The 18,148-nt window shown below is 65.9% G+C and carries 20 protein-coding genes; 6 read left to right on the top strand and 14 right to left on the bottom strand.

The window, feature by feature from the left end:
* Positions 1 to 3 precede the first annotated feature (3 nt).
* The 3 genes from EYW42_RS11485 to EYW42_RS11480 form a co-directional block, all read right to left on the bottom strand.
* Entirely contained in the window at positions 4 to 183 is a 180-nt protein-coding gene (locus tag EYW42_RS11485; protein WP_135535436.1) for a hypothetical protein, read from the bottom strand.
* Between the two features lie 97 nt (positions 184 to 280).
* Positions 281 to 436, bottom strand: coding sequence for a hypothetical protein (locus EYW42_RS19850; protein ID WP_168192948.1), 156 nt, complete (start codon positions 434 to 436; stop codon positions 281 to 283).
* An 88-nt stretch (positions 437 to 524) separates the two neighbouring features.
* The gene (locus EYW42_RS11480; protein ID WP_135535435.1) at positions 525 to 935 is read right to left on the bottom strand and encodes a helix-turn-helix domain-containing protein; all 411 of its coding nucleotides are present in this window, start codon (positions 933 to 935) and stop codon (positions 525 to 527) included.
* A gap of 159 nt (positions 936 to 1,094) precedes the next feature.
* Here EYW42_RS11480 and EYW42_RS11475 point away from each other — a divergent pair, with 159 nt between their 5' ends.
* The gene (locus tag EYW42_RS11475; RefSeq protein WP_237561314.1) at positions 1,095 to 1,787 is read left to right on the top strand and encodes a hypothetical protein; all 693 of its coding nucleotides are present in this window, start codon (positions 1,095 to 1,097) and stop codon (positions 1,785 to 1,787) included.
* 191 nt (positions 1,788 to 1,978) lie between these two features.
* Here EYW42_RS11475 and EYW42_RS11470 read toward each other — a convergent pair whose 3' ends face one another.
* From EYW42_RS11470 to EYW42_RS11440, 7 genes are all read right to left on the bottom strand, one after another.
* Complete coding sequence (locus tag EYW42_RS11470) at positions 1,979 to 2,329, bottom strand: helix-turn-helix transcriptional regulator (RefSeq protein ID WP_135535434.1); 351 nt, start codon at positions 2,327 to 2,329, stop codon at positions 1,979 to 1,981.
* A gap of 67 nt (positions 2,330 to 2,396) precedes the next feature.
* Positions 2,397 to 3,143, bottom strand: a complete 747-nt coding sequence (locus EYW42_RS11465; RefSeq protein WP_135535433.1) for an NRDE family protein — start codon at positions 3,141 to 3,143, stop codon at positions 2,397 to 2,399.
* Between the two features lie 41 nt (positions 3,144 to 3,184).
* Positions 3,185 to 3,787 carry a DJ-1/PfpI family protein gene (locus tag EYW42_RS11460; RefSeq protein WP_135535432.1) on the bottom strand — a complete coding sequence of 201 codons (603 nt, stop codon included), beginning with the start codon at positions 3,785 to 3,787 and terminating at the stop codon, positions 3,185 to 3,187.
* Between the two features lie 39 nt (positions 3,788 to 3,826).
* Positions 3,827 to 5,401, bottom strand: coding sequence for an o-succinylbenzoate--CoA ligase (menE, locus tag EYW42_RS11455; protein ID WP_135535431.1), 1,575 nt, complete (start codon positions 5,399 to 5,401; stop codon positions 3,827 to 3,829).
* A complete protein-coding gene (gene menC / locus EYW42_RS11450) occupies positions 5,389 to 6,420 on the bottom strand; it encodes an o-succinylbenzoate synthase (RefSeq protein WP_135535430.1) in 1,032 nt (343 codons plus the stop codon). The genes menE and menC overlap by 13 nt, the downstream gene beginning before the upstream one ends.
* Positions 6,420 to 7,367, bottom strand: a complete 948-nt coding sequence (locus EYW42_RS11445; RefSeq protein WP_135535429.1) for a 1,4-dihydroxy-2-naphthoate polyprenyltransferase — start codon at positions 7,365 to 7,367, stop codon at positions 6,420 to 6,422. Before EYW42_RS11445 ends, menC begins: the two co-directional genes overlap by 1 nt.
* Positions 7,368 to 7,672: 305 nt before the next feature.
* Positions 7,673 to 8,560, bottom strand: a complete 888-nt coding sequence (locus EYW42_RS11440; protein WP_135535428.1) for a 1,4-dihydroxy-2-naphthoyl-CoA synthase — start codon at positions 8,558 to 8,560, stop codon at positions 7,673 to 7,675.
* A gap of 100 nt (positions 8,561 to 8,660) precedes the next feature.
* Here EYW42_RS11440 and EYW42_RS11435 point away from each other — a divergent pair, with 100 nt between their 5' ends.
* On the top strand, positions 8,661 to 9,530 hold the full coding sequence (locus tag EYW42_RS11435; RefSeq protein ID WP_135535427.1) for a J domain-containing protein: 870 nt from the start codon (positions 8,661 to 8,663) through the stop codon (positions 9,528 to 9,530).
* A gap of 98 nt (positions 9,531 to 9,628) precedes the next feature.
* Here EYW42_RS11435 and menD read toward each other — a convergent pair whose 3' ends face one another.
* The 3 genes from menD to EYW42_RS11420 form a co-directional block, all read right to left on the bottom strand.
* Positions 9,629 to 11,377: a 2-succinyl-5-enolpyruvyl-6-hydroxy-3-cyclohexene-1-carboxylic-acid synthase gene (gene menD / locus EYW42_RS11430; RefSeq protein ID WP_135535426.1), complete on the bottom strand. Its 1,749-nt coding sequence runs from the start codon at positions 11,375 to 11,377 to the stop codon at positions 9,629 to 9,631.
* A gap of 1 nt (position 11,378) precedes the next feature.
* On the bottom strand, positions 11,379 to 12,773 hold the full coding sequence (locus EYW42_RS11425) for an isochorismate synthase (RefSeq protein WP_135535425.1): 1,395 nt from the start codon (positions 12,771 to 12,773) through the stop codon (positions 11,379 to 11,381).
* A gap of 75 nt (positions 12,774 to 12,848) precedes the next feature.
* Entirely contained in the window at positions 12,849 to 13,241 is a 393-nt protein-coding gene (locus tag EYW42_RS11420; RefSeq protein ID WP_135535424.1) for a YlbF family regulator, read from the bottom strand.
* A gap of 297 nt (positions 13,242 to 13,538) precedes the next feature.
* Here EYW42_RS11420 and EYW42_RS11415 point away from each other — a divergent pair, with 297 nt between their 5' ends.
* From EYW42_RS11415 to dph2, 3 genes are all read left to right on the top strand, one after another.
* Positions 13,539 to 14,522 (top strand): DMT family transporter, encoded by a 984-nt coding sequence (locus tag EYW42_RS11415; RefSeq protein WP_237561313.1) that lies wholly within the window; start codon positions 13,539 to 13,541, stop codon positions 14,520 to 14,522.
* A 190-nt stretch (positions 14,523 to 14,712) separates the two neighbouring features.
* Positions 14,713 to 15,312 carry a hypothetical protein gene (locus tag EYW42_RS11410; RefSeq protein ID WP_135535423.1) on the top strand — a complete coding sequence of 200 codons (600 nt, stop codon included), beginning with the start codon at positions 14,713 to 14,715 and terminating at the stop codon, positions 15,310 to 15,312.
* A 45-nt stretch (positions 15,313 to 15,357) separates the two neighbouring features.
* Positions 15,358 to 16,395, top strand: coding sequence for a diphthamide biosynthesis enzyme Dph2 (dph2, locus tag EYW42_RS11405; RefSeq protein ID WP_135535422.1), 1,038 nt, complete (start codon positions 15,358 to 15,360; stop codon positions 16,393 to 16,395).
* A 31-nt stretch (positions 16,396 to 16,426) separates the two neighbouring features.
* On the opposite strand, the gene EYW42_RS11400 is transcribed toward dph2, so the two are convergent.
* Complete coding sequence (locus EYW42_RS11400) at positions 16,427 to 16,768, bottom strand: hypothetical protein (protein WP_135535421.1); 342 nt, start codon at positions 16,766 to 16,768, stop codon at positions 16,427 to 16,429.
* 438 nt (positions 16,769 to 17,206) lie between these two features.
* Between EYW42_RS11400 and EYW42_RS11395 the strand changes: the two genes are divergently transcribed.
* Positions 17,207 to 18,106 (top strand): DUF7139 domain-containing protein, encoded by a 900-nt coding sequence (locus EYW42_RS11395; protein WP_135535420.1) that lies wholly within the window; start codon positions 17,207 to 17,209, stop codon positions 18,104 to 18,106.
* Positions 18,107 to 18,148: the final 42 nt, after the last annotated feature.

Genomic DNA, 18,148 nt, shown 5'->3' with positions numbered 1-18,148 from the left:
GAATCAGGCGCTGCGGCGTCGCCGGCGAATCTTCCGCACCGCGATTACCACGGCTCCGGTCGCGGCGAAAGTCACCGCGGCCGCCACGGCCTTCTCCGTCATCGCGGCAAAGGGCGTCTTCGGTGGCGAGCCGTTGTCACCTGCCTCTTCGCTACTGCCGTGTTCGTCGATCCTGTTGTCCATACGGAAATGAGGGGCTTGAGCGGTATAAGGGCCGCGTGCTACCGCTACCATCGTGTGGAAAACCGCAAGCATGAGCCGGTGTTTCAGCGTCCGGACGCTACAATCGCCTGTCGTCTCTGAGATACAGCACCGCTATTCCCAGTGCCAGCAACAGGAAACCCCACCACATCGAATCACCGGGAAGGATCTTCAGTATCAGCGTGACGATACCCGAGGAGAGCAGGGACCAGCCGAGCGTCGTGTTGTACCCCATACGCCCAATACGCCGTCGGTTTCCTTAGTCGAAACCCCTGCTGGAACGCGGTCGGCGCGCACCGCGCGGTGAGACTGCGTCCCGCCGCTCACCGATCGGGGCGCGGCGCGGACTCGTACGTCGCTATCTGGTCGGTCTTCTCCACGGCGTCGTACGCCTCTCTGAGAGAGTCCTCCGCGCGGAGCAGTCCGTGGCGGTTGAGGAACTGCCGGCCGTCCTCCGCGATTCCGTAGAAGACGTGCGGGAGGTCCCGACTGCGTCGCTCGGACGGAAGTTCGACCCGTTCGACGACGCCGACTTCGACGAGTGCGTCGAGATGCTCCCGGATGGTGGAGTCGCTCTTGCTCGGGTTGACGTAATCGAGTTCCTTCAGCGTGGGCAGTTGCTCGGGATGGCCCAGCACGTCCTGCAGGAGCGCGAACCTGGTCTCCTGCGTGACGACGCGCAAGCGCTCGCGCTCCCGGTCGACCCCGCCGGTAGCCGCGTCGGGTTGGCTCATACCTACGTATTGTTCCGTATTGGCCTTAACCATTGTGGTGAAATACGGTTTGGTTGTAACCAAACTGGTTACCGTAGTGGGAACCGGTGTAGCTACCGCTTCATTCCACTTTCACTGTGTGGCGTGCGCTTATCTATCAGGTCTTCGACGCGCCGACGTATGCGAGACGACCAGCCGCCGAACGGTCCCCCCGACGACAGCGGTCGCGACGGTCACGGTTCGCCTGACCCAGCCGAATCATCGGCGGATGACGACCAGTCGTCCGCCGGCGACTCCGCCGACGAATCGCCCGCGCCGGCTCAGGTCATCGCCGACGCCGAGGACCACCGCCACGACCGCTCGCTCACCCCAGAGGAGTACGAGCAGCTCAAACACGCCGTCGCTGAACTGACGCCGATATTCACCCACGACAGTTCCTACTTCGTCCTCGGGAGCTACGGCGACCCTGAGATCCGACGCCTCCAGTTCGTCAAGGACCGACTGAACCGCCGGCGCGACACGTACGCCTTCCTCATGGTCGACGTCCGGCGCGAGTGGACGAACACCTACCTCAAGTTCCGGATCCTCGCCGACTACGCCGACACCATCGTCGGCGTCGCGGAACACGACGGCGGCGGCTTCCTCGTCGAACAGGGACTGTTCGTCGCGGACGAGGAGTACTTCGAGAAAACGCACGTCTGCAAGCGCGAGTACGACGGTCTGGACGCCACCGATCTCGACACTGACGCCGACCCGGAACGCCCGTACAGTGGCATGCAGACGCCGATATTCGAGATGCTGGATGAGTCCGGACGGCTTCACCGCTGGACGACGACGGACGACCTAGCGAAGTGCGTGGCGGAGATAGAATAACCGTCGTGGCCGAGAGCGCGGCGCGAGGCGGGGCGGCGAGCGCCGCGCGACCCGGGGAAGGGCAGGCCGTCGTCGAGCGGGAGATCCGCGAGTGAACGGAGCGAACGAACGGCCTGTTTTGATCGACATGTGTTGGCCGAGCGGTGCGTGAGCAGAGCGAGCGCACCCGAGGCGAAAAACGGTAGTCGTTGTTACTCCTCGTACGCGAGGTTCATGATCCACTGCGAAAAGGCGTCGCTGTTGGCGTCGACCTCCTCCTCGCCGATGAACGGAGAGAGCATGTCGCCGGCCATCAGCAGCGAGAACTCCAGGTCGCGCGCCGTGGGCGAGATGAGGTAGGTGTTGTGCCCGTCGTAGACGGTCTCCTCTCGGTCGACGAGGCCCTGCTCTTCGAGGGAATCGGCGATGCGACTCCCCTTCCGGGATGAGACATCGAGTTCCTTCCAGAACTCGCTCTGGTGGATGCCGCCCGTCTCGCGGACGAGTTCGAGCGCTGCGCGTTCCTCCTCGGTCAGGTCCTCTTCCCTCGCGGAGACGCTCACGCGGACCACCTCCGGACGTTGACGGTCGCGGCTAGCATTGTGATCACCACAACGTGTGCCAACCTGTTTAAAGATGCGCTTCGAGGTCGACCTCGCCGTAGTTTGTCTCGCAGGGCGGCCCGTTAGCAAACCAGTAGCGGGCACCCGCCTCGCCGAGGAGGATCAGCGACGAGGAACGGGTCCCGAACCTGTCTCCATGAACGCAGACGCCGTACTCGTGGTCTGACAGTACGTCCGCGGCGCGGTCAAGCCACGCCTCCGCCGTCTCGCCCGGTTTCGGAGTCAGCGCGGCCCGCACACCGCGGGCGTTGGCGGCTTGCTCGCGAGCCGCGTCGGGACGAATCTCCGGAACGTCGAAGGCGTCGTCGGCACCGACGTTGACGACGACGTGGACGCCCGGTTCGAGGCGCGAGAACCCCAGATGGCCGTCCCACTCGTACAGCAACGCCGCGGCATCGTCGGCGAGGACGAGATTGAACCCGTCGAACTCGTTGTCCTCTACCTCGCGCTCGACGAAGCGGGCGGCGTCCTCGGCGGAGTCGTGTCTGAGAGCGTCGCGGACGAGCAATCCGCGGGAGCGGTCCCCGGCGAGGTCGGCGTCGGTCCAGCGGTTCGTGACGGCGACTAGCAGGCCGTGTTCGTTGTAGCCGATCCACGTCCCACCGGCCTCGGCGTCGCGCGGCGCGACGACCCGGGGGTCCGATTCGACGACCGCCGGCGGTTCCGAGGGACGACCGACCAGTTCGTCGCGGTTCGCGGCCACGACGACCGGCGCGTCCGCGAAGACCCGCCAGGCGAGGGTGAGCGTACACACGATAGACCGTAGGCGCTGAGGCCGCTTAAATCGTCGTTCGGTTATCTGGGGTTGACGTCGATCTCGACGATGTCGTCGCTGCGGTCGTGTTCGAGTTCGAGAGCGACGTTCGCCGAGAGGTCGTGGTCGGCGAACCGTTCGACGAGCCACAGCGAGAGGTCGATCCCTGCCGTGATCCCCCCGGCGGTTATCACGTCGCCGGTGTCGACAACGCGGGCTTCCTGTAGCGTTGTGAACTCCCGCAGGTCGTCGGTCGCCGTGTGATGAGTCGTCGCCGGACAGTCGTCGAGTACGCCTGCTTTGGCGAGCAACAGCGCGCCGGTACAGACGGAGGCGACCGTCGTCCCGTCCCGATACTGGCTCTCGATGACGTCCGGGAGGACACCGTCCTCGAACTCCCGCCTGACGCCGCCGTCCGAGTTCCAGCCGCCACCGGGGACGAGGAGGAGGTCCGGGTCGTCGACGACGCCGTCGGTGATTATCTGTGTGCCGTGCCTCGCCGTAACCGTGTCGACGACTTCGCCGGTACCGTAGGAGACGTCGAACTGGCCGCCCATCTTGTCAGCCGTCGTGAACACCTCGTACGGCGCGACGGCGTCGAGTTCGTCGAAGCCATCGAACAGCAGGATCGAGACGTCGATCATGCTCGTACAACGACCGCGACGCGTAAAACGACAGCGGGGTCAGCGGTCCCGGAGGCGCTCGCGGACGGCCTCGCGGTCGACGGTTCCCGACGCCGTCCGCGGTAGTTCATCGGCGAACCCAACCGTCCACGGGTGTTTGTACCCGGTCAGACGCCCCGCGCAGTGTTCGCGGATGGTGTCCGGTGATAGGCCGTCCGCGGCGGGCTCTCGGGCGACCAGCGCTGCGACGCGTTCGCCCCACTCGGGGTCGTCGAGACCGACGACGGCCACGTCGCGGACGTCGGGGTGGTCGCGGATCACGTTCGCCACTTCGCTGGGGTCGACGTTCTCGCCACCAGTGACGATCCGGTCCTCGCGGCGGTTGAGAACTTGCAGCCGACCCGCCTCGTCGACGTAGCCGATGTCGCCGGTGTGGAGGCCGTGCTCCCCGAACGCGTCGGCGGTTTCGTCCGGGTCGTCGTAGTATCCCGGCGTCACCGTCGGCCCGCTAACGACGAGTTCGCCCGATTCGTGCGGCGGTAGCGACTCCCCGTCCGCTCCGACGACGGTCACGTCCGTCATCGAGAGCGGGCGGCCGACCGTCCCGAGGTGGTCGAGCGCTTCGTCGGGCCGAGCGGTCGCTAGCTGGGACGCGGTTTCGGTCAGCCCGTACGTCGGACAGACCGGGACACCGGCCTCGCCGCAGCGCTCGATGAGCGCGTCGGGCGTGGGCGCGCCGCCGAGCAGAACGAACCGGAGCGAGTCGGACAGGGTTTCGCGGGCGTCCAGCATTCGCCGGAGCATCGTCGGAACGAGCGAGATGCCCGTTGCGTCCCGCTCGTTCAGGGCGTCCGCCGTCTCGCGGGCGTCGAACTCGCGCTGGATGACGACCGTAGTTCCGTACAGCGCCGAGCGCACGACGGGGGCCAGACCGCCCATGTGGTACATCGGTAGGGGGTCGAACCAACGGTCGTGTGGAAGGACGCCGAGGCGGAAGGCTGAGGCCGTCGCGTTCGCCAGCATGTTGCCGACAGTCAGGGAGACGGCTTTCGGTTGTCCCGTCGTCCCCGAGGTGTAGAGGACGTACTGTCGGTCGTCGAGGGCGCGCTCGATGGGAGTGACCGCCACGGGGTCGGCGTCGGCGAATGCGCCGACCTCAGCCTCGCTCCGGCCAGTAGCCGGCGGGTCAACGGAGGCGACCGGCACGTCGCCGGCGGCGTCGACTGCCGTCGTCTCCGTGTCGCTTTCGCAGACAAGCAGCATCAGGTCCGCGCGGTCGACCTGCGAGTCGAGTTCCGCGGCCGTCAGGCGCGCGTTCAGCGGAACGAGCGTCGCGCCGAGCCTGGCCGTCGCGTGGACGAGGCGGACGAACGCCATCCGCGTGTGCATGAGGACGCCGACGTGGTCGCCCTCGCGAACGCCGAGCGCTGCGAGGCGGCCGGCGGTTTCGTCGACCGCCGAATCCAGTTCGGCGTACGTCCACGTCTGTCCGGTCCCGTGAACGATGACAGCCGGTTCGCCCTCGTGAGCCAGAGCGAGCGCGGGCTCGAACGATTCGCCGCGTCGGGTGGCGTCTGACGCGCCGGCGGTCTGGAGAGAGACCGGGTCACGGAGGGTCCAGGTCACAGTGCCCATGCCCCCGTTGTTCCGTTTCCGGGCAGTTGCGGGACGTGTGCCACGCCGTCGCTGACGGGGGCTGGGTCCGCAGTGAGGTCCGCCTCGATCCAGTCTGCGGTCGCGAGGCCGCACGGCGGTGCCGCCGGCAGCGACGCCGCGAGATGGACTGCCGCGGTGCGAGCGACGACGGCGTCTATCGTCGTCGTGACGACCGGCGTGAGTCCCGCGCTCCGGGCGCTGAGGACGGCATCGCGGGCGCGGTCGACCCCGCCGAGTGCCATCGGTTTGAGGATCAGGACGTCCGCCGCCCCGGCGTCGAGAACGGATTCGACGCTGTGGGCGGCGAGCGTCTCGTCGACCGCGACGCCGACCGACCCTCCACGAAGCGCCGCGTGGCCCGCCAGGTCGTCCGCCGGCAGCGGTTGCTCGACGAACGAGACGCCCGCGTGTTCGAACTGTGCGAACGCCCGTTCGGCCGCATCGCGCGTCCAGGCACCGTTCGCGTCGGCCCGGAGTTCGGCGCCTGGACCCACCGCGTCGCGGACCGCCTGAATGCGGGCGGCGTCCACGTCGACCGGGCGAGCGCCGACCTTGACCTTCACGCATTCGAAGCCGTTGGTGACGGCGTCGCCCGCTCGGCGGGCGGTCTCCTCCGGGGGCGCGTCCCCGACCGTCGCGTTGACCGGCACCTGCATAACCGGCGCGTCGCCGCCGAGATAGCGGTAGAGCGGTATCCCCGCCCGGGACGCGCGCAGATCCGCGAGCGCGAGCGAGAACGCGTGTCTCGCGGCGGGACTGTCAGCGACGGCCAACGCGGCACCAGGCCCCTCCGCAAGCGCTTGCTCCGTTCGGTCGAGCGCCTCGTGGCACTCCGCGAGGGACTCGGTCCAGCCCGGCAACGGCGTCGCCTCGCCGATGCCGGTTCGCCTGCCGTCTGTGAGTCGAACGATGACTCCTTCCCGGGCGGTGATATCCCCGCGTGCCGTCCGTAGCGGTCGCGTGAGCGGTACTGTGAACTCCCGGCGTTCCAGACGCATCAGGTGACCACCATTCCGAGCGCGAACAGCGCCGAATGCGCCGCGAGCAACTTGCCGGTCCGCTCCAGCGCCGGGTTGAGCGCCTCGCCGGAGCGCTCGGTGCAGACCGTCCGGGCGACCACGGCCGCGTAGGGGAGCGTCAGTAGCGGCAGCAAGACGGTCGGCCCGAAATCGTTCAGCCAGAACCACACCGGGACGGCGTAGGCGAGCGCGAGCAACGCGATGAACTCGACGCGACTCCAGCGGTAGCCGAGCAGGACGGCCAGCGTCGTCTTGCCCGCTTCGGCGTCCGTTTCCCTGTCTCTGACGTTGTTCACCACGAGAATGTTCGTCGAAACCCCCGCAACTGGGAGGCTCGCGAGAAACGCCGTGAGGGAAACCGTTCCCGCCGGAACTCCGACGGTGAGCGGATCGGCGAGCACCTGCGCCGCCTGCACGTAGAACGTCCCGGTCACGGCGACGATACCGAAAAAGAGGAACACGAAGAGGTCGCCGAGGCCGTAGTAGCCGAGCGGGTACGGGCCACCGGTGTACGCGACGCCGCTCGCGACGGAAAGCAGCCCGATCACGAGTATCGGGAGGCCGCCGACGTAGACGAGATACGTCCCCGTCAGGATCGCGAGAGAGAAGGTGATAGCCGTCGCCCGCTTTACCTCCTCCGGTGCGATGATCCCCGACTGGGTGACGCGGGTGAACCCCTCGCGGTCGTCCGTGTCGGCACCTTTTACGGCGTCGTAGTAGTCGTTCGCGAAGTTCGTCCCGACCTGAATCAGCGCCGCGCCGACGAACGCCATCAGCGCGGGGAGCGGCGCAAACAGCCCCTCTCGGACGGCCAGCCCGGTCCCGACCAGCACCGGTGCCGCCGCCGCGGGTAACGTCTGCGGCCGAGCGGCCATCAGCCACGCCTTCGTCCGGGAGACGTCGGCCGCGTTGGCGACTCCTGTCATTGCCTGGCCTTAGGACAGCGACGCCATATGGACTGCGGTTGGCGGAGAGAATCGGATCGCTGCGGTGGAACGGAACGAGCAAACGGCGGCGAAGCCGCTACAGTAGTCACTGAAAGTCATTGGTACTCCTGATCGCACGACACCGATGCGATCAGCATGTGAACCGTTCCAGCGACTACTGTGTTCCCGAAAACTGCGTCCGCGGACGTAGTGAACGGTTTATCGGCCGGGCCGTGCGAACGGGCCTTCACCCCGTTCGCAGAGAGTGGTGCGCCAGCGGCGTACCGACCGCGAAAACGGTCGTCCTAGTAGTGCCACGGGTAGTCGTCGAAGTCCGGGTCCCGCCCCTCGTTGAAGGCGTCCCGGCCCTCCTTCGCTTCGTCGGTCATGTAGCCGAGGCGAGTGGCCTCGCCGGCGAACACCTGCTGGCCGACCATGCCGTCGTCCGTGGCGTTGAATCCGAACTTCAGCATGCGCATCGCGGTGGGGCTCTTGCTCGCCATCGTCTCGGCCCACTCCAACGCGGTGGCTTCTAGGTCCTCGTGCGGGACGGCCTCGTTGACCATCCCCATCTCGGCCGCTTCCTCGGCGTCGTAGTTCTTCCCGAGGAAGAACACCTCTCGGGCCTTCTTCTGGCCGACCTGCTTGGCGAGATAGGCCGAGCCGAAGCCGGCGTCGAAACTCGCCACGTCAGGGTCGGTCTGTTTGAAGACGGCGTGGTCCTCGCTCGCCAGCGTCATGTCGCAAATGACGTGGAGGCTGTGGCCGCCGCCGACCGCCCACCCCGGGACCACGGCGACGACGGGTTTCGGCATGAAACGGATGAGCCGCTGGACTTCGAGGATGTGGAGGCGTCCGGTGTCGGACGCTCGCTTCTCGTCACCCTCGTACTGGTAGCCGTCCTCCCCGCGGATCGACTGGTCGCCGCCGGAACAGAACGCCCACCCGCCGTCCTTCGGCGAGGGGCCGTTTCCGGTCAGCAGGACACATCCCACGTCAGTCTGGCGTTTCGCATGTTTCAGCGCGTCGTACAGTTCGTCCACCGTTCCGGGACGGAAGGCGTTGCGAACCTCGGGCCGGTCGAACGCGATGCGGACGGCATCCGCGTCGACGGCCCGGTGATAGGTGATATCCTCGAAATCGAAGGCGTCAACTCGCTCCCAGCGCTCCTCGTCGAACAGTTCCGAGACCATCGGTGTTCGAACTCCGGACGGGAGAGAGAAATAGGTTCCCGTCCGTCCGTCGAGAGGTTTTTGTCAGTTCACCTGATACACCGGTCTACCAAGTTCCCGTATGGCAGAGACGTATTACGACGTACTCGGTGTTTCCCCCGACGCTTCCCCCGAGGAGATCCAGTCAGCGTATCGGGAGCAGGTGAAAGCGACCCACCCGGACGTGAGCGACGATCCCGACGCCGGGGACCGGTTCAAACGGGTCGTTCGCGCGGAGGAAGTGCTCGGCGACGAGAGCGAACGGGAGCAGTACGACCGACTCGGCCACGAGGCGTACATCCGACGCGTTCAGGGTCAGAACGCGGCGGGCGCAGAGCAGTCACCGTGGACGACGAGTAGCCGATCTGACTCTGCCGACCGAACCGACACGGACGGCCGGTCGCGGGGACGAACGACGGCCAACGAGGACGACGAGTGGGGCCGTGGTTCCGAGTGGGGCGAGTCGTCGCGGAACGGGGGTTCTGCGGACGAACGCACGGCCGAACGAGGCGAAACACGGTCACAGTCCCAACGTCGTCAGGAGTTCTACCGCGAGCGGACCGGTGGCGAGTCCGAGGGCTACGCCGTCCACGACTGGGACGACAACGTTGTCACGGAGGACCGCGTCAGCGTCCCGCTGACGCAGGAGCGCGTGCTCTTTCTCGTCGTGATGATCTTTCTCTACCCCGTTCTCGTGTTCTCGTCGGTGACGCCCGTCTTCCCGCTGATCGTGAAACTCGTCGTCGGCATCTGTACGCTTATCGTCACGGGATATCTGGTCACCGTTCCGCCGATAGGAACCACCGTGTTCGGCGTCTGGAGCGTACTCGCACCGCTTGCCCTGCTGGTGCTACCTATCGACTTTCTGTCGCTCGCGGGGCTGTTCGCGCTCGGCGTGTGCTGGATCCCGTTCGGATACTCGCTCGCGGTGGCGACGGTGCTCCGGCGATGAGGTGTCTTACCGTCGGACGAAAGCCCATGGAGAATCACGCCACACAGCGGTGTCGAATCTCTCACGACGGTCCGTCCGACAGTATCAGTACGCGACCGTCAGCGTGACAGGCTCTCGACGACGGCGTCGCGGAGCGCGTCGCGGTTCCGGTGGCTCTCCTCGGCGTCGAACTCCACGGCGATCACCTGTGTCCCGTCGCTGTCGAGGGAGGCGTTGTACGCGTCTCGGAAGGCGTCCCGGTCGCTGACGCGCGAGAACTCGAGGCCGTAGAGGTCGGCCGAGGGCTCGAAGTCGAGGCCGTGAGGCGTCTTGAACTGCTCGGTAAAGGGCGGGTCGAACTCCTCGACCGGGAGTTTGTGGAAGATACCGCCGCCGTCGTTGTCGATCACGACGATAGTGGCGTCGACCCCACAGCGCCCGACCGCGAGCAGACCGTTCATGTCGTGGTAGTACGCGATGTCGCCTGTGACGAGGACGAGGGGGTCGTCAGCGGCACTGCCTGCGCCGAGTGCGGTGCTCGTGATCCCGTCGATACCGCTCGCCCCGCGGTTCGCGAGCACGGTGAGGTCGGCCGTTCGCGGGCGGCCGAAGCGGTCCAGATCCCGAACTGGCATGCTGTTCGAGACGAACACGGTGGCTGGGTCGGGCGCGTCTTCGACGACCGTCGCCAGCACGTCGCCTTCGAACGGCTGTTCGCCGCGTTCGTCGGCGATACGGTCCCAGTACCGTCGCTCGGCGTCGGCGAAGCGCTCGCGCCACTCGGAGCCGCCGGCCGAGTGGCCGGCGGCCGCGGCGTCGACGAGACGGGAGAGCGTCGGTTCCGGGTCGGCGACGATCAGATCCGTCGCGGTGAACTCCGCCTCGCGCCACTCGCCGGCTGGGTCGATCAGGAACTGGGGGCAGTCGGCGCGGGCGAGATACTTCCGGAGCGGCTTCGACGTCGGCGACGCGCCGAACCGGACCACGAGGTCGGGGTCCGGCCACGACCCGGTCACTCGCTCGTCGACGAAGCCGTCGTATCCGCCGACGACGGGCGCGTCGGCGACGTGCGGTCCGTACCGAACTCCCGACAGCGGGTCGGCGAGGACCGGGAAACCGAACTCGTCAGCGAACTCGGCGACGACAGTCGGATCGGGCGTCGCGTCGTCTGCCGGGCCCGCGACCACGAGTCCGCGGTCGGCGCGCTCGACGGTGCGGGCGATATTTCGAAGGCCGTCGTCGTCGAGAGCGGGCGTTCCCGCCGTCGTCCGGACGTGCGGGTGTTCCGGCGCGCTCGTCCGCCGCTCGACGTGGTCGGTTCCCTCGGGGGGTTCCAGACGTTTGCTGAAGGGGACGTTGAGGTGGACCGGTCCGGACGGCGTGCCGGTCGCCGCCGCGAGCGCCCGCGCAGCGGTGGTCCGGACAGAGCGAAGCGTCCGCCCCTCGGCGCGCGGTTCGGGGAGGTCCTGATACCACCGAACCGCGTCACCGTACAGCTTCTCCTGGTCGATAGTCTGGTTCGCGCCGCTCTCGCGCAGTTCCGGCGGTCGGTCGGCGGTGAGCAACACCAGCGGAATCCGCGCCTGGCTCGCCTCAATGACGGCGGGATGGAAGTTCGCCGCGGCCGTCCCCGACGTACAGACCAGCGGGGTCACGGTTCCGGTTCGCTTCGCCCGCCCCAGCGCGAAGAACGCGGCGGAGCGCTCGTCCAGGTGCGAGTACACCCGAACGTCTTCGTTCCGTGCGAACGCCATCGTCAGCGGCGTCGACCGACTACCGGGAGCGATACACGCCGCGTTCACGCCGCCTGCGGCGAGTTCGCCGACCATTGTGTCCGCCCAGGCCTCGTTGTGTTCCGCGGTGTCCATCTTATTCAAGGGTGTCGAGCATCGGTCTGTATTTCAGCTGTACCTCGTCCCACTCGCGGTCCGGGTCGCTGTCCGCCACGATGCCCGCGCCGGCAAACAGCGTGGCGTTCGTCCCGTCGGCGACGGCGGAGCGGATGGCGACGGCGAAGGTGCCGTTCCCCGCGGCGTCGAACCAGCCGACTGGCGCGGCGTACCACCCCCTGTCGAACGTCTCCGTCTCGCGGATCGTCCGCCAGGCGAGGTCCGGCGGCAACCCGCCGACTGCGGGCGTCGGATGCAACGCTTCGACGAGACCGAGGACGTGCTCGACGTCGGTCAGTTCGGCAGCTATCGGCGTCTGGAGGTGCTGGACGGTGTCGAGCTTTCGAACGGTTCGCTGGCCGGTCCGAACCGAGTCGGCGAAGGGCGCTAACTGGTCTCTGACGGCGTCGACGACGAGGTCGTGTTCGTGGATGTCCTTCTCGCTCTCTAGGAGTTCCTGAGCGAGCCACTCGTCTTCCTCGGGCGTATCGCCGCGGCCGGTCGACCCGGCGAGGCCCTCCGTCCGGATCTGTCGCCCGCTGAGCGAGACGAGCCGTTCGGGCGTCGCACCGAAGAGCGTAGGGCCGGACCGGCCGACGGTGTCAGACCGCGTTTCGTCGGTCGCGTCGTCGCGTCCCGTACAGTCGATCATGAACCGATAGCAGTCCGGATACGTCGACCGCAGGCGTGCGAGAGCGTCCGGCACGGACAGTTCGTCCGCCAGAGTGACTTCGAGGGCCTGCGCGAGGACGACCTTCGTCAGGCCGCCGCGTCCGATACGCTCCAGGGCCGAGCCGATCTGGTCGCGCCACGCACCCCGTGATGTCGTCGCCCGCCGGTCCGTGACGCCCGGCGGGTCCCTGACCGGCCCCTGCGCCGGTAGTTCCCGTATCGTCTCAGCGACGGCGTCGATGTCGTCTTCAACTGCGTCCGTGCCCTCGGGAGCGACCGCGTTGACCGTCAACTGGACGTTCTCGTCGGTCCGTGCGACCTGTACGCGCGGGAGAAAGAAGTAACCGGAGGGAAAGCCCTCCCACGGCGGTGCCGGGTCGTGATCGTCGTGGAACGCGAACCCGCCGAACAGGCGGGGACGGGCCGCCGAAGTCGGGGCCCCAGTGTCGAACGCGGCGAACAGGTCGTCCGCGCCGTCGCGGACCGCGTCGAACCGGTTCTCCTCGCCGCCGTCGACTGTGATCGCCGCCACGGCCCCACAACCCACGACCGCCGGCTCATCCGGGGCGGTCCACACTGCTCGGGGGCCGTCGAACGCGTCGAGTATCGCCCGAAACGAGACGTCGGGGATCTCTCGACTCCGCGTCAGAAGCGACGGCTCGCCGGGCGCGTCCGCCCACGCCCCACTGCGCAGGATCTCCATACCGTGAACCTGTGAATCCTGATCCCTTCAGCCTGTCTTTTCGTGGGAGACTCCTCACCAAGCGAATGCCGTTCGCTAGTCCTGACAGCAACCGCCGGCCTCTTCGCCGAAATCGACCGAAAGCGGTTCCGAGATGGCCTCGTTGACCGCTTCGAGACGGGCGTCGAGTTCGTTCTGCGTGTCCAGATACTCGGACATGACCGGGACACTGTGGAGTTCCTGCTGGGCCTCCTGGACCTCCCGGAGGTCCTCCTGAGTCGCGTCGCCGGTCTGGCGAGCGAGCATGAAGTCCTGCCGGATCTGCTCGAACTCCTCTATTTTCGCCTGCGCCTCGTCGGATCGCTCGACCGCTTTCTTGGCTTCCTCGAACGCCCGGTACTCGGGCATCTCGGCGATGGTTTCACCGAGTTCGCGGCCGAGTTCTTCGACGTCAACCTCGTCTTCACCCGCGTCTATCTCGATGCTCATACCGCGAGATCAGGTTCGGACAGTGTTAGGTTTGCCGGTGTCAGTCGTTTCCTGCGGGCGCGACAATGGAGAACCTCCCGAGAGAACCTCCCGATTGACGGCCGCTATCTCTCGGGACTGACGGTATCTGCCGGAGCATCTTCGGAACCCCACGGACGATCACGAGAAATATTCCGTTCCAGTGAGGAAAACACCACTGTGTTACTGTGTGGTATGGTAACGATGCTTCGAGAATATTGATGTTTCAGGGGCAATAAGTAGTGATATCCTCGGCATCTACTGCTGGAGGGATGTACAATGAATATATACGAATTCAGAAATGTTGGGGCGTTTATCGCCCTCGCCGTCGTCTGGGGCTCGTCGTTCGTTGCGATCGAAGTCGGTCTGGCATCGCTGCCGCCGGTGCTTTTCGCGGCGATGCGGTACGACATCGCCGCGCTCGTCGTGCTCGCCTACGCGGCCTACAGTGCCGACCGATGGATACCGCGAACGGCCAGCGAGTGGAAACTCGTCAGCGTCGGCGGGACCTTAGTCATCGGACTGCACTTCGCTCTGCTGTTCATCGGACAGCAGTACGTGACGAGCGCGATCGCCGCCATCGTGTTGAGCCTGACGCCGGTCGTGACGCCGCTTTTCGCGTACCTGTTACTGCCCGGCGAGAAACTGTCGCGAACCGGGTTCGTCGGTGTACTGCTGGGCCTGCTGGGCGTCGCCATCGTCGCTCAGCCGTCCCCGTCCACGCTGAACGGACAGCTCGTCGGCGTCGGGATCCTGTTCCTCGCGGCCGTCAGTTTCGCGCTCGGGTCCGTGCTGACCCGTCGGTTCACCGTCGCACTGCCCGCCGTTCCGACGCAGGCCTGGATGATGGGTATCGGCGCGGGAATACTACACGGGATCAGCGCGCTGTCGGGCGAGTCCTTCGCCGATGCCACGTGGACGCCGACGGTCGTCGCCGGGCTGTTGTATCTCGCAGTCGTCGCCGGCGCGGGCGGACTGATGATCTACTTCGACCTGCTGGAGCGACTCGGCCCTAACGAGACGAGCCTCGTCAACTACGTGACGCCCGCCATCGCCGCCGTCGTCGGCTGGTTCGCCCTCGGAGAGACGATCAATGCGGCGACAATCGCCGGGTTCGGCGTGATCGTCTGCGGGTTCGCGGTCATGAAACGCGGGTCTATCCGCCGCATCGTCTCCAAGTCCGACTCGACGCCTCACCGTTCCTCCGGCGGGACCGGAACCGTGGTCGTCGACGGAAACGCCTACCTGAAAGACGCGGAGTAGTTCCCGCACCCCTAATCGCAGACGACGTGCGTTAATCGTCAATCGAGTCCTGCTCGTCCGCCGTGCGCTGATCGTTCGTCGTACTTCGGGTGTTTTCCGCTGTCTCTGTGCGTATTTTTCGCCGAATGTAGCGTTTGAACCGTTTAAACGATCACTCGGGTTCATAGGCGAAGGACGCCGAGGATACGTCATGCCCCGCGAAGTGGACTCCGTCTTTCTTGCAGGTCCCCATCCGCTCGTCGAACGGGTCCGGGAGTGGTTGCGAGACGAGTATCGAGTGTCGACGACGACTGGCCCCGCGGCGGTCCCGCGCGACGCCGACCCGGACGCCGCTATCGTCGACCATCGCCCGCCGTCGACATCGCTCGACGCTCTCACCTCATCCGTCGACGACGACTGTCGGATCGCGGCGGTCGTCCGCGACCCACCGTCGTCGCCCACAGCACACTCTTTGCCCGTCGATGCTGTCCTCGTAGAACCGCTCTCTCCCGCTCGGGTGCTGAAGACGCTCGAACGGTTCGACCGTCGCCTGGCGTACGCCGACGCGCTCGAAGCGCTTCCAGAAGTCGCGGCGACGCGGGCCGCCGTGAACGAGATCGTCTCGTCGTCCGTTCCCGGCACCGCCGGCGCGGTCGAACCCGCCAGAGCCGCCTGGACGGTCGCCCAGAACGCCGCGACCGAACACCTGGCCGAGTTCGATGCGGCGGATTACCGGGCCGCCTTCCGCCGCACGGAGTTCGAGGGTTTCGAGGCCGAGCGAACCGGTAACGGCGGGGGCAGTTCGGCATAACACGAAGCGTCGCCGTTAAACGGCCTCGGTGGCTAAGACGGTTCAATGAGCCAGGAGTCTGAGTTTTCCGAGGGAGACCTCCGAAACACCGGGATGTCGCTCAAACACGACCGGGAGTGGGACTACGAACTCGACCGCATCGTCGAGCAAGTCGAAGAGAAAGGCGCGAAGAAAGTCGGGCTTCAGTTCCCCGAGGGACTGAAGCGCCGCGGTCCGCGGGTCGCAGACGACATCCGCGAACTCGTCGGCGACGACGTCACCGTCATGCTGTCGGGCCAGCCCTGCTACGGAGCCTGCGACCTCGACACCTTCCTGATGAAACGGACCGACGTGTTCGTCCACTTCGGCCACAGCCCGATGAAGAACACGGACAAGGTGATCTACGTTCCGCTGTTCTCTAACGTCGACGTGTTCCCAATCATGGAGGACGCGCTCGAAGAACTACCCGAGGACGAGGTCGGCCTCGTCACCACGGCCCAGCACATGAACCAGTTCGAGGACATGAAGGAGTGGCTGGAGGAACGCGGCTACGAGGTCCACACCCGGCGCGGCGACGACCGTCTCACCCACGAGGGCCAGGTTCTCGGCTGTAACTACGCCTCTGCGCAGGTCGACGCCGACCAGATCCTCTACGTCGGCGGTGGCAAATTCCACCCCCTCGGCCTGGCGATGGAGCATCCCGACAAGAAAGTCGTCATCGGTGACCCGGTCAACAACGTCGTCACCGTCGCGGACACGGAGAAGTTCATGAAACAGCGCTACGGCGCGGTCCACCGCGCGATGGACGCCGAAAAGTGGGGCGTCATCTACTGCACGAAGATCGGACAGGGCCGCTGGGAGCAGGCTCAGGACATCCTCGACGACAACGAGAACGCCTACCTCATCACGATGGACGAGGTGACGCCCGACAGACTGCGCAACTTCGACATGGACGCCTTCGTCAACACGGGATGCCCGCGTATCACGACCGACGACGGTCCGCAGTTCCACAAGCCGATGCTGACGCCCGGCGAGTACGAGATAGCGGTCGGCAACAAACCGCTTGACGAGCTATCGTTCGACACGTTCCACGGCACCTGGTGAGCGACGACTCGTAGTTCCGCGTCGCTTTTCTCTATCTTTCGTATCTCTCGGATAGCTGTATCCGCCGGCTGTCGCGGTCGGCCGGCAGGTCGAGAGCGTCCGCGAGAAACGGTAGCGCGAGTTCTGCGCGGGCGGTACCCGCGGCCCCGCTGAACTTCGCTACCGACAGCACCCCGTTCCGCCGGAGTTCCTCCCACGCGCGCCGCCAGTTCTTCCGGAAGATCAGGTCGGTCCGGCCGTTCTCGAAGACGACGGCCTCCCGTTCGGCATCGTAGTCGAGTTCGCGCCGCTTTCCGCGGTCGAAGGGGCGCACGAACTCGGCCGTTCTCGCGTGGTTCACGAGGTCGGGCCAGATCTCTTCGAACTCGGCCACGCTGGATCCTACCGCGGAGTTCTATTTCAATGTCTGGACCGTCCCGGAGCGCCTTCGCCGTCCGCTCACACATTGTTCTCGAACACCAGGCAGTACGAGTTGTCGAAGCCGTAGCGGTAGTTTCCGTCGCTGTCCGGAAACTCGTCAGTGTCGAATTCGAGAGGGTCGCCACGACGAACGTTCTCGGATGCGTCGAGGTACTCTCGGATGTACTCGGCGAGGTCCGGTTACGCGGAGATTCGAACGCGAACGCAAATACGTTCCGAGCATCAGACAGTTCGCGGTTTCGGTACCATTTGCTGTCGTGCCACTGCAGGCGAAGAAAACCGGCGGAACCCACACTCTCTGCGGACAGAGAACGGGCGCAGCGGGACCCGCAAGGGGACGAGGGGTATCGGGGCAAAGAATCATAGTAGTGGCCTCAGTAAGGCCTCGTTAATGACCGAAAGTGACGAATACGAAAACCGACTCTTCGAGTGGTACGAGCAGTACTTCGGAGAACCAGACGCACGTATCGACGTGTATCTCGGGTTTGGACTGTTCTTCGCGGGGATCACGATGGGCGTACTCGCGCTCGCGCTCTTCTTCTGGGGGAGCCTCGCAGAACCGCGGACCGCCTCATACTTCGCCCGTATCGGCCCGGCGTACACCCTGGGAATGCTTTCGTTACCGATGGCGATGATCGGCATCGTCACCCTGTTGCCGGTGGAGAAGAAGGCGCGCTACGCCGCTGCAGCGGGCGGAGTGATCAACCTCGCCGCAGTCATCTGGTTCAACGTCGCGTACCCCGACGACTGGAACGGGTACGGCGCGGACCTGACGATGCAGGTCGTCACTGTCTACGCGACGGGCCTGACCGTCGTCGTCGGCGCGACCGGCGCAGCGCTTGTCGCCCACCAACTGGCGCAGGTGCGGCCGAACCCCTCCGACATCGACCCCGTCGAAGCGGACGACCCGGACGAGAGCTACTCCGACGAGGAGATCGAACAGGACATAGAACAGGCGATGGAGGACGTCGACCTCTCGTGGGGCGGCGTCGAGAAGCAGGAGGGGCGGAAGATATCGTTCAACAGCGATACGGATATCGACGCGTCCGGATTCGACGTCGAGGCTGAATCGACGCGCTCGTCGGGCGTTGATTCGCAGGTTCAGGGCCTGAAACAGATGAAAGGCGGCGAGAAAAAGACCGCGACCTCGGAATCGACCGTCGACGACCAGACTGCGAAACTCACGGAACTCCGCGAGCAGAAACGCAAGGAGGAGGCGAGCGACGACGCCCGCAGTCCATCGGGGGACGGCTTCCTCAGTTGGCTTCGCAGTAAGCTCGGCGTTCGCTGAAACTAGTCCGTAATTATTGCATTAGTAATAATTCTGAATACT

Origin of the sequence: Halostella pelagica, assembly GCF_004762015.1 — an archaeon.
Lineage (GTDB): Archaea > Halobacteriota > Halobacteria > Halobacteriales > Natronoarchaeaceae > Halostella > Halostella pelagica.
The sequence above is the reverse complement of the archived record's forward strand: the minus strand, read 5'-3'. Positions and strand labels throughout refer to the sequence as shown.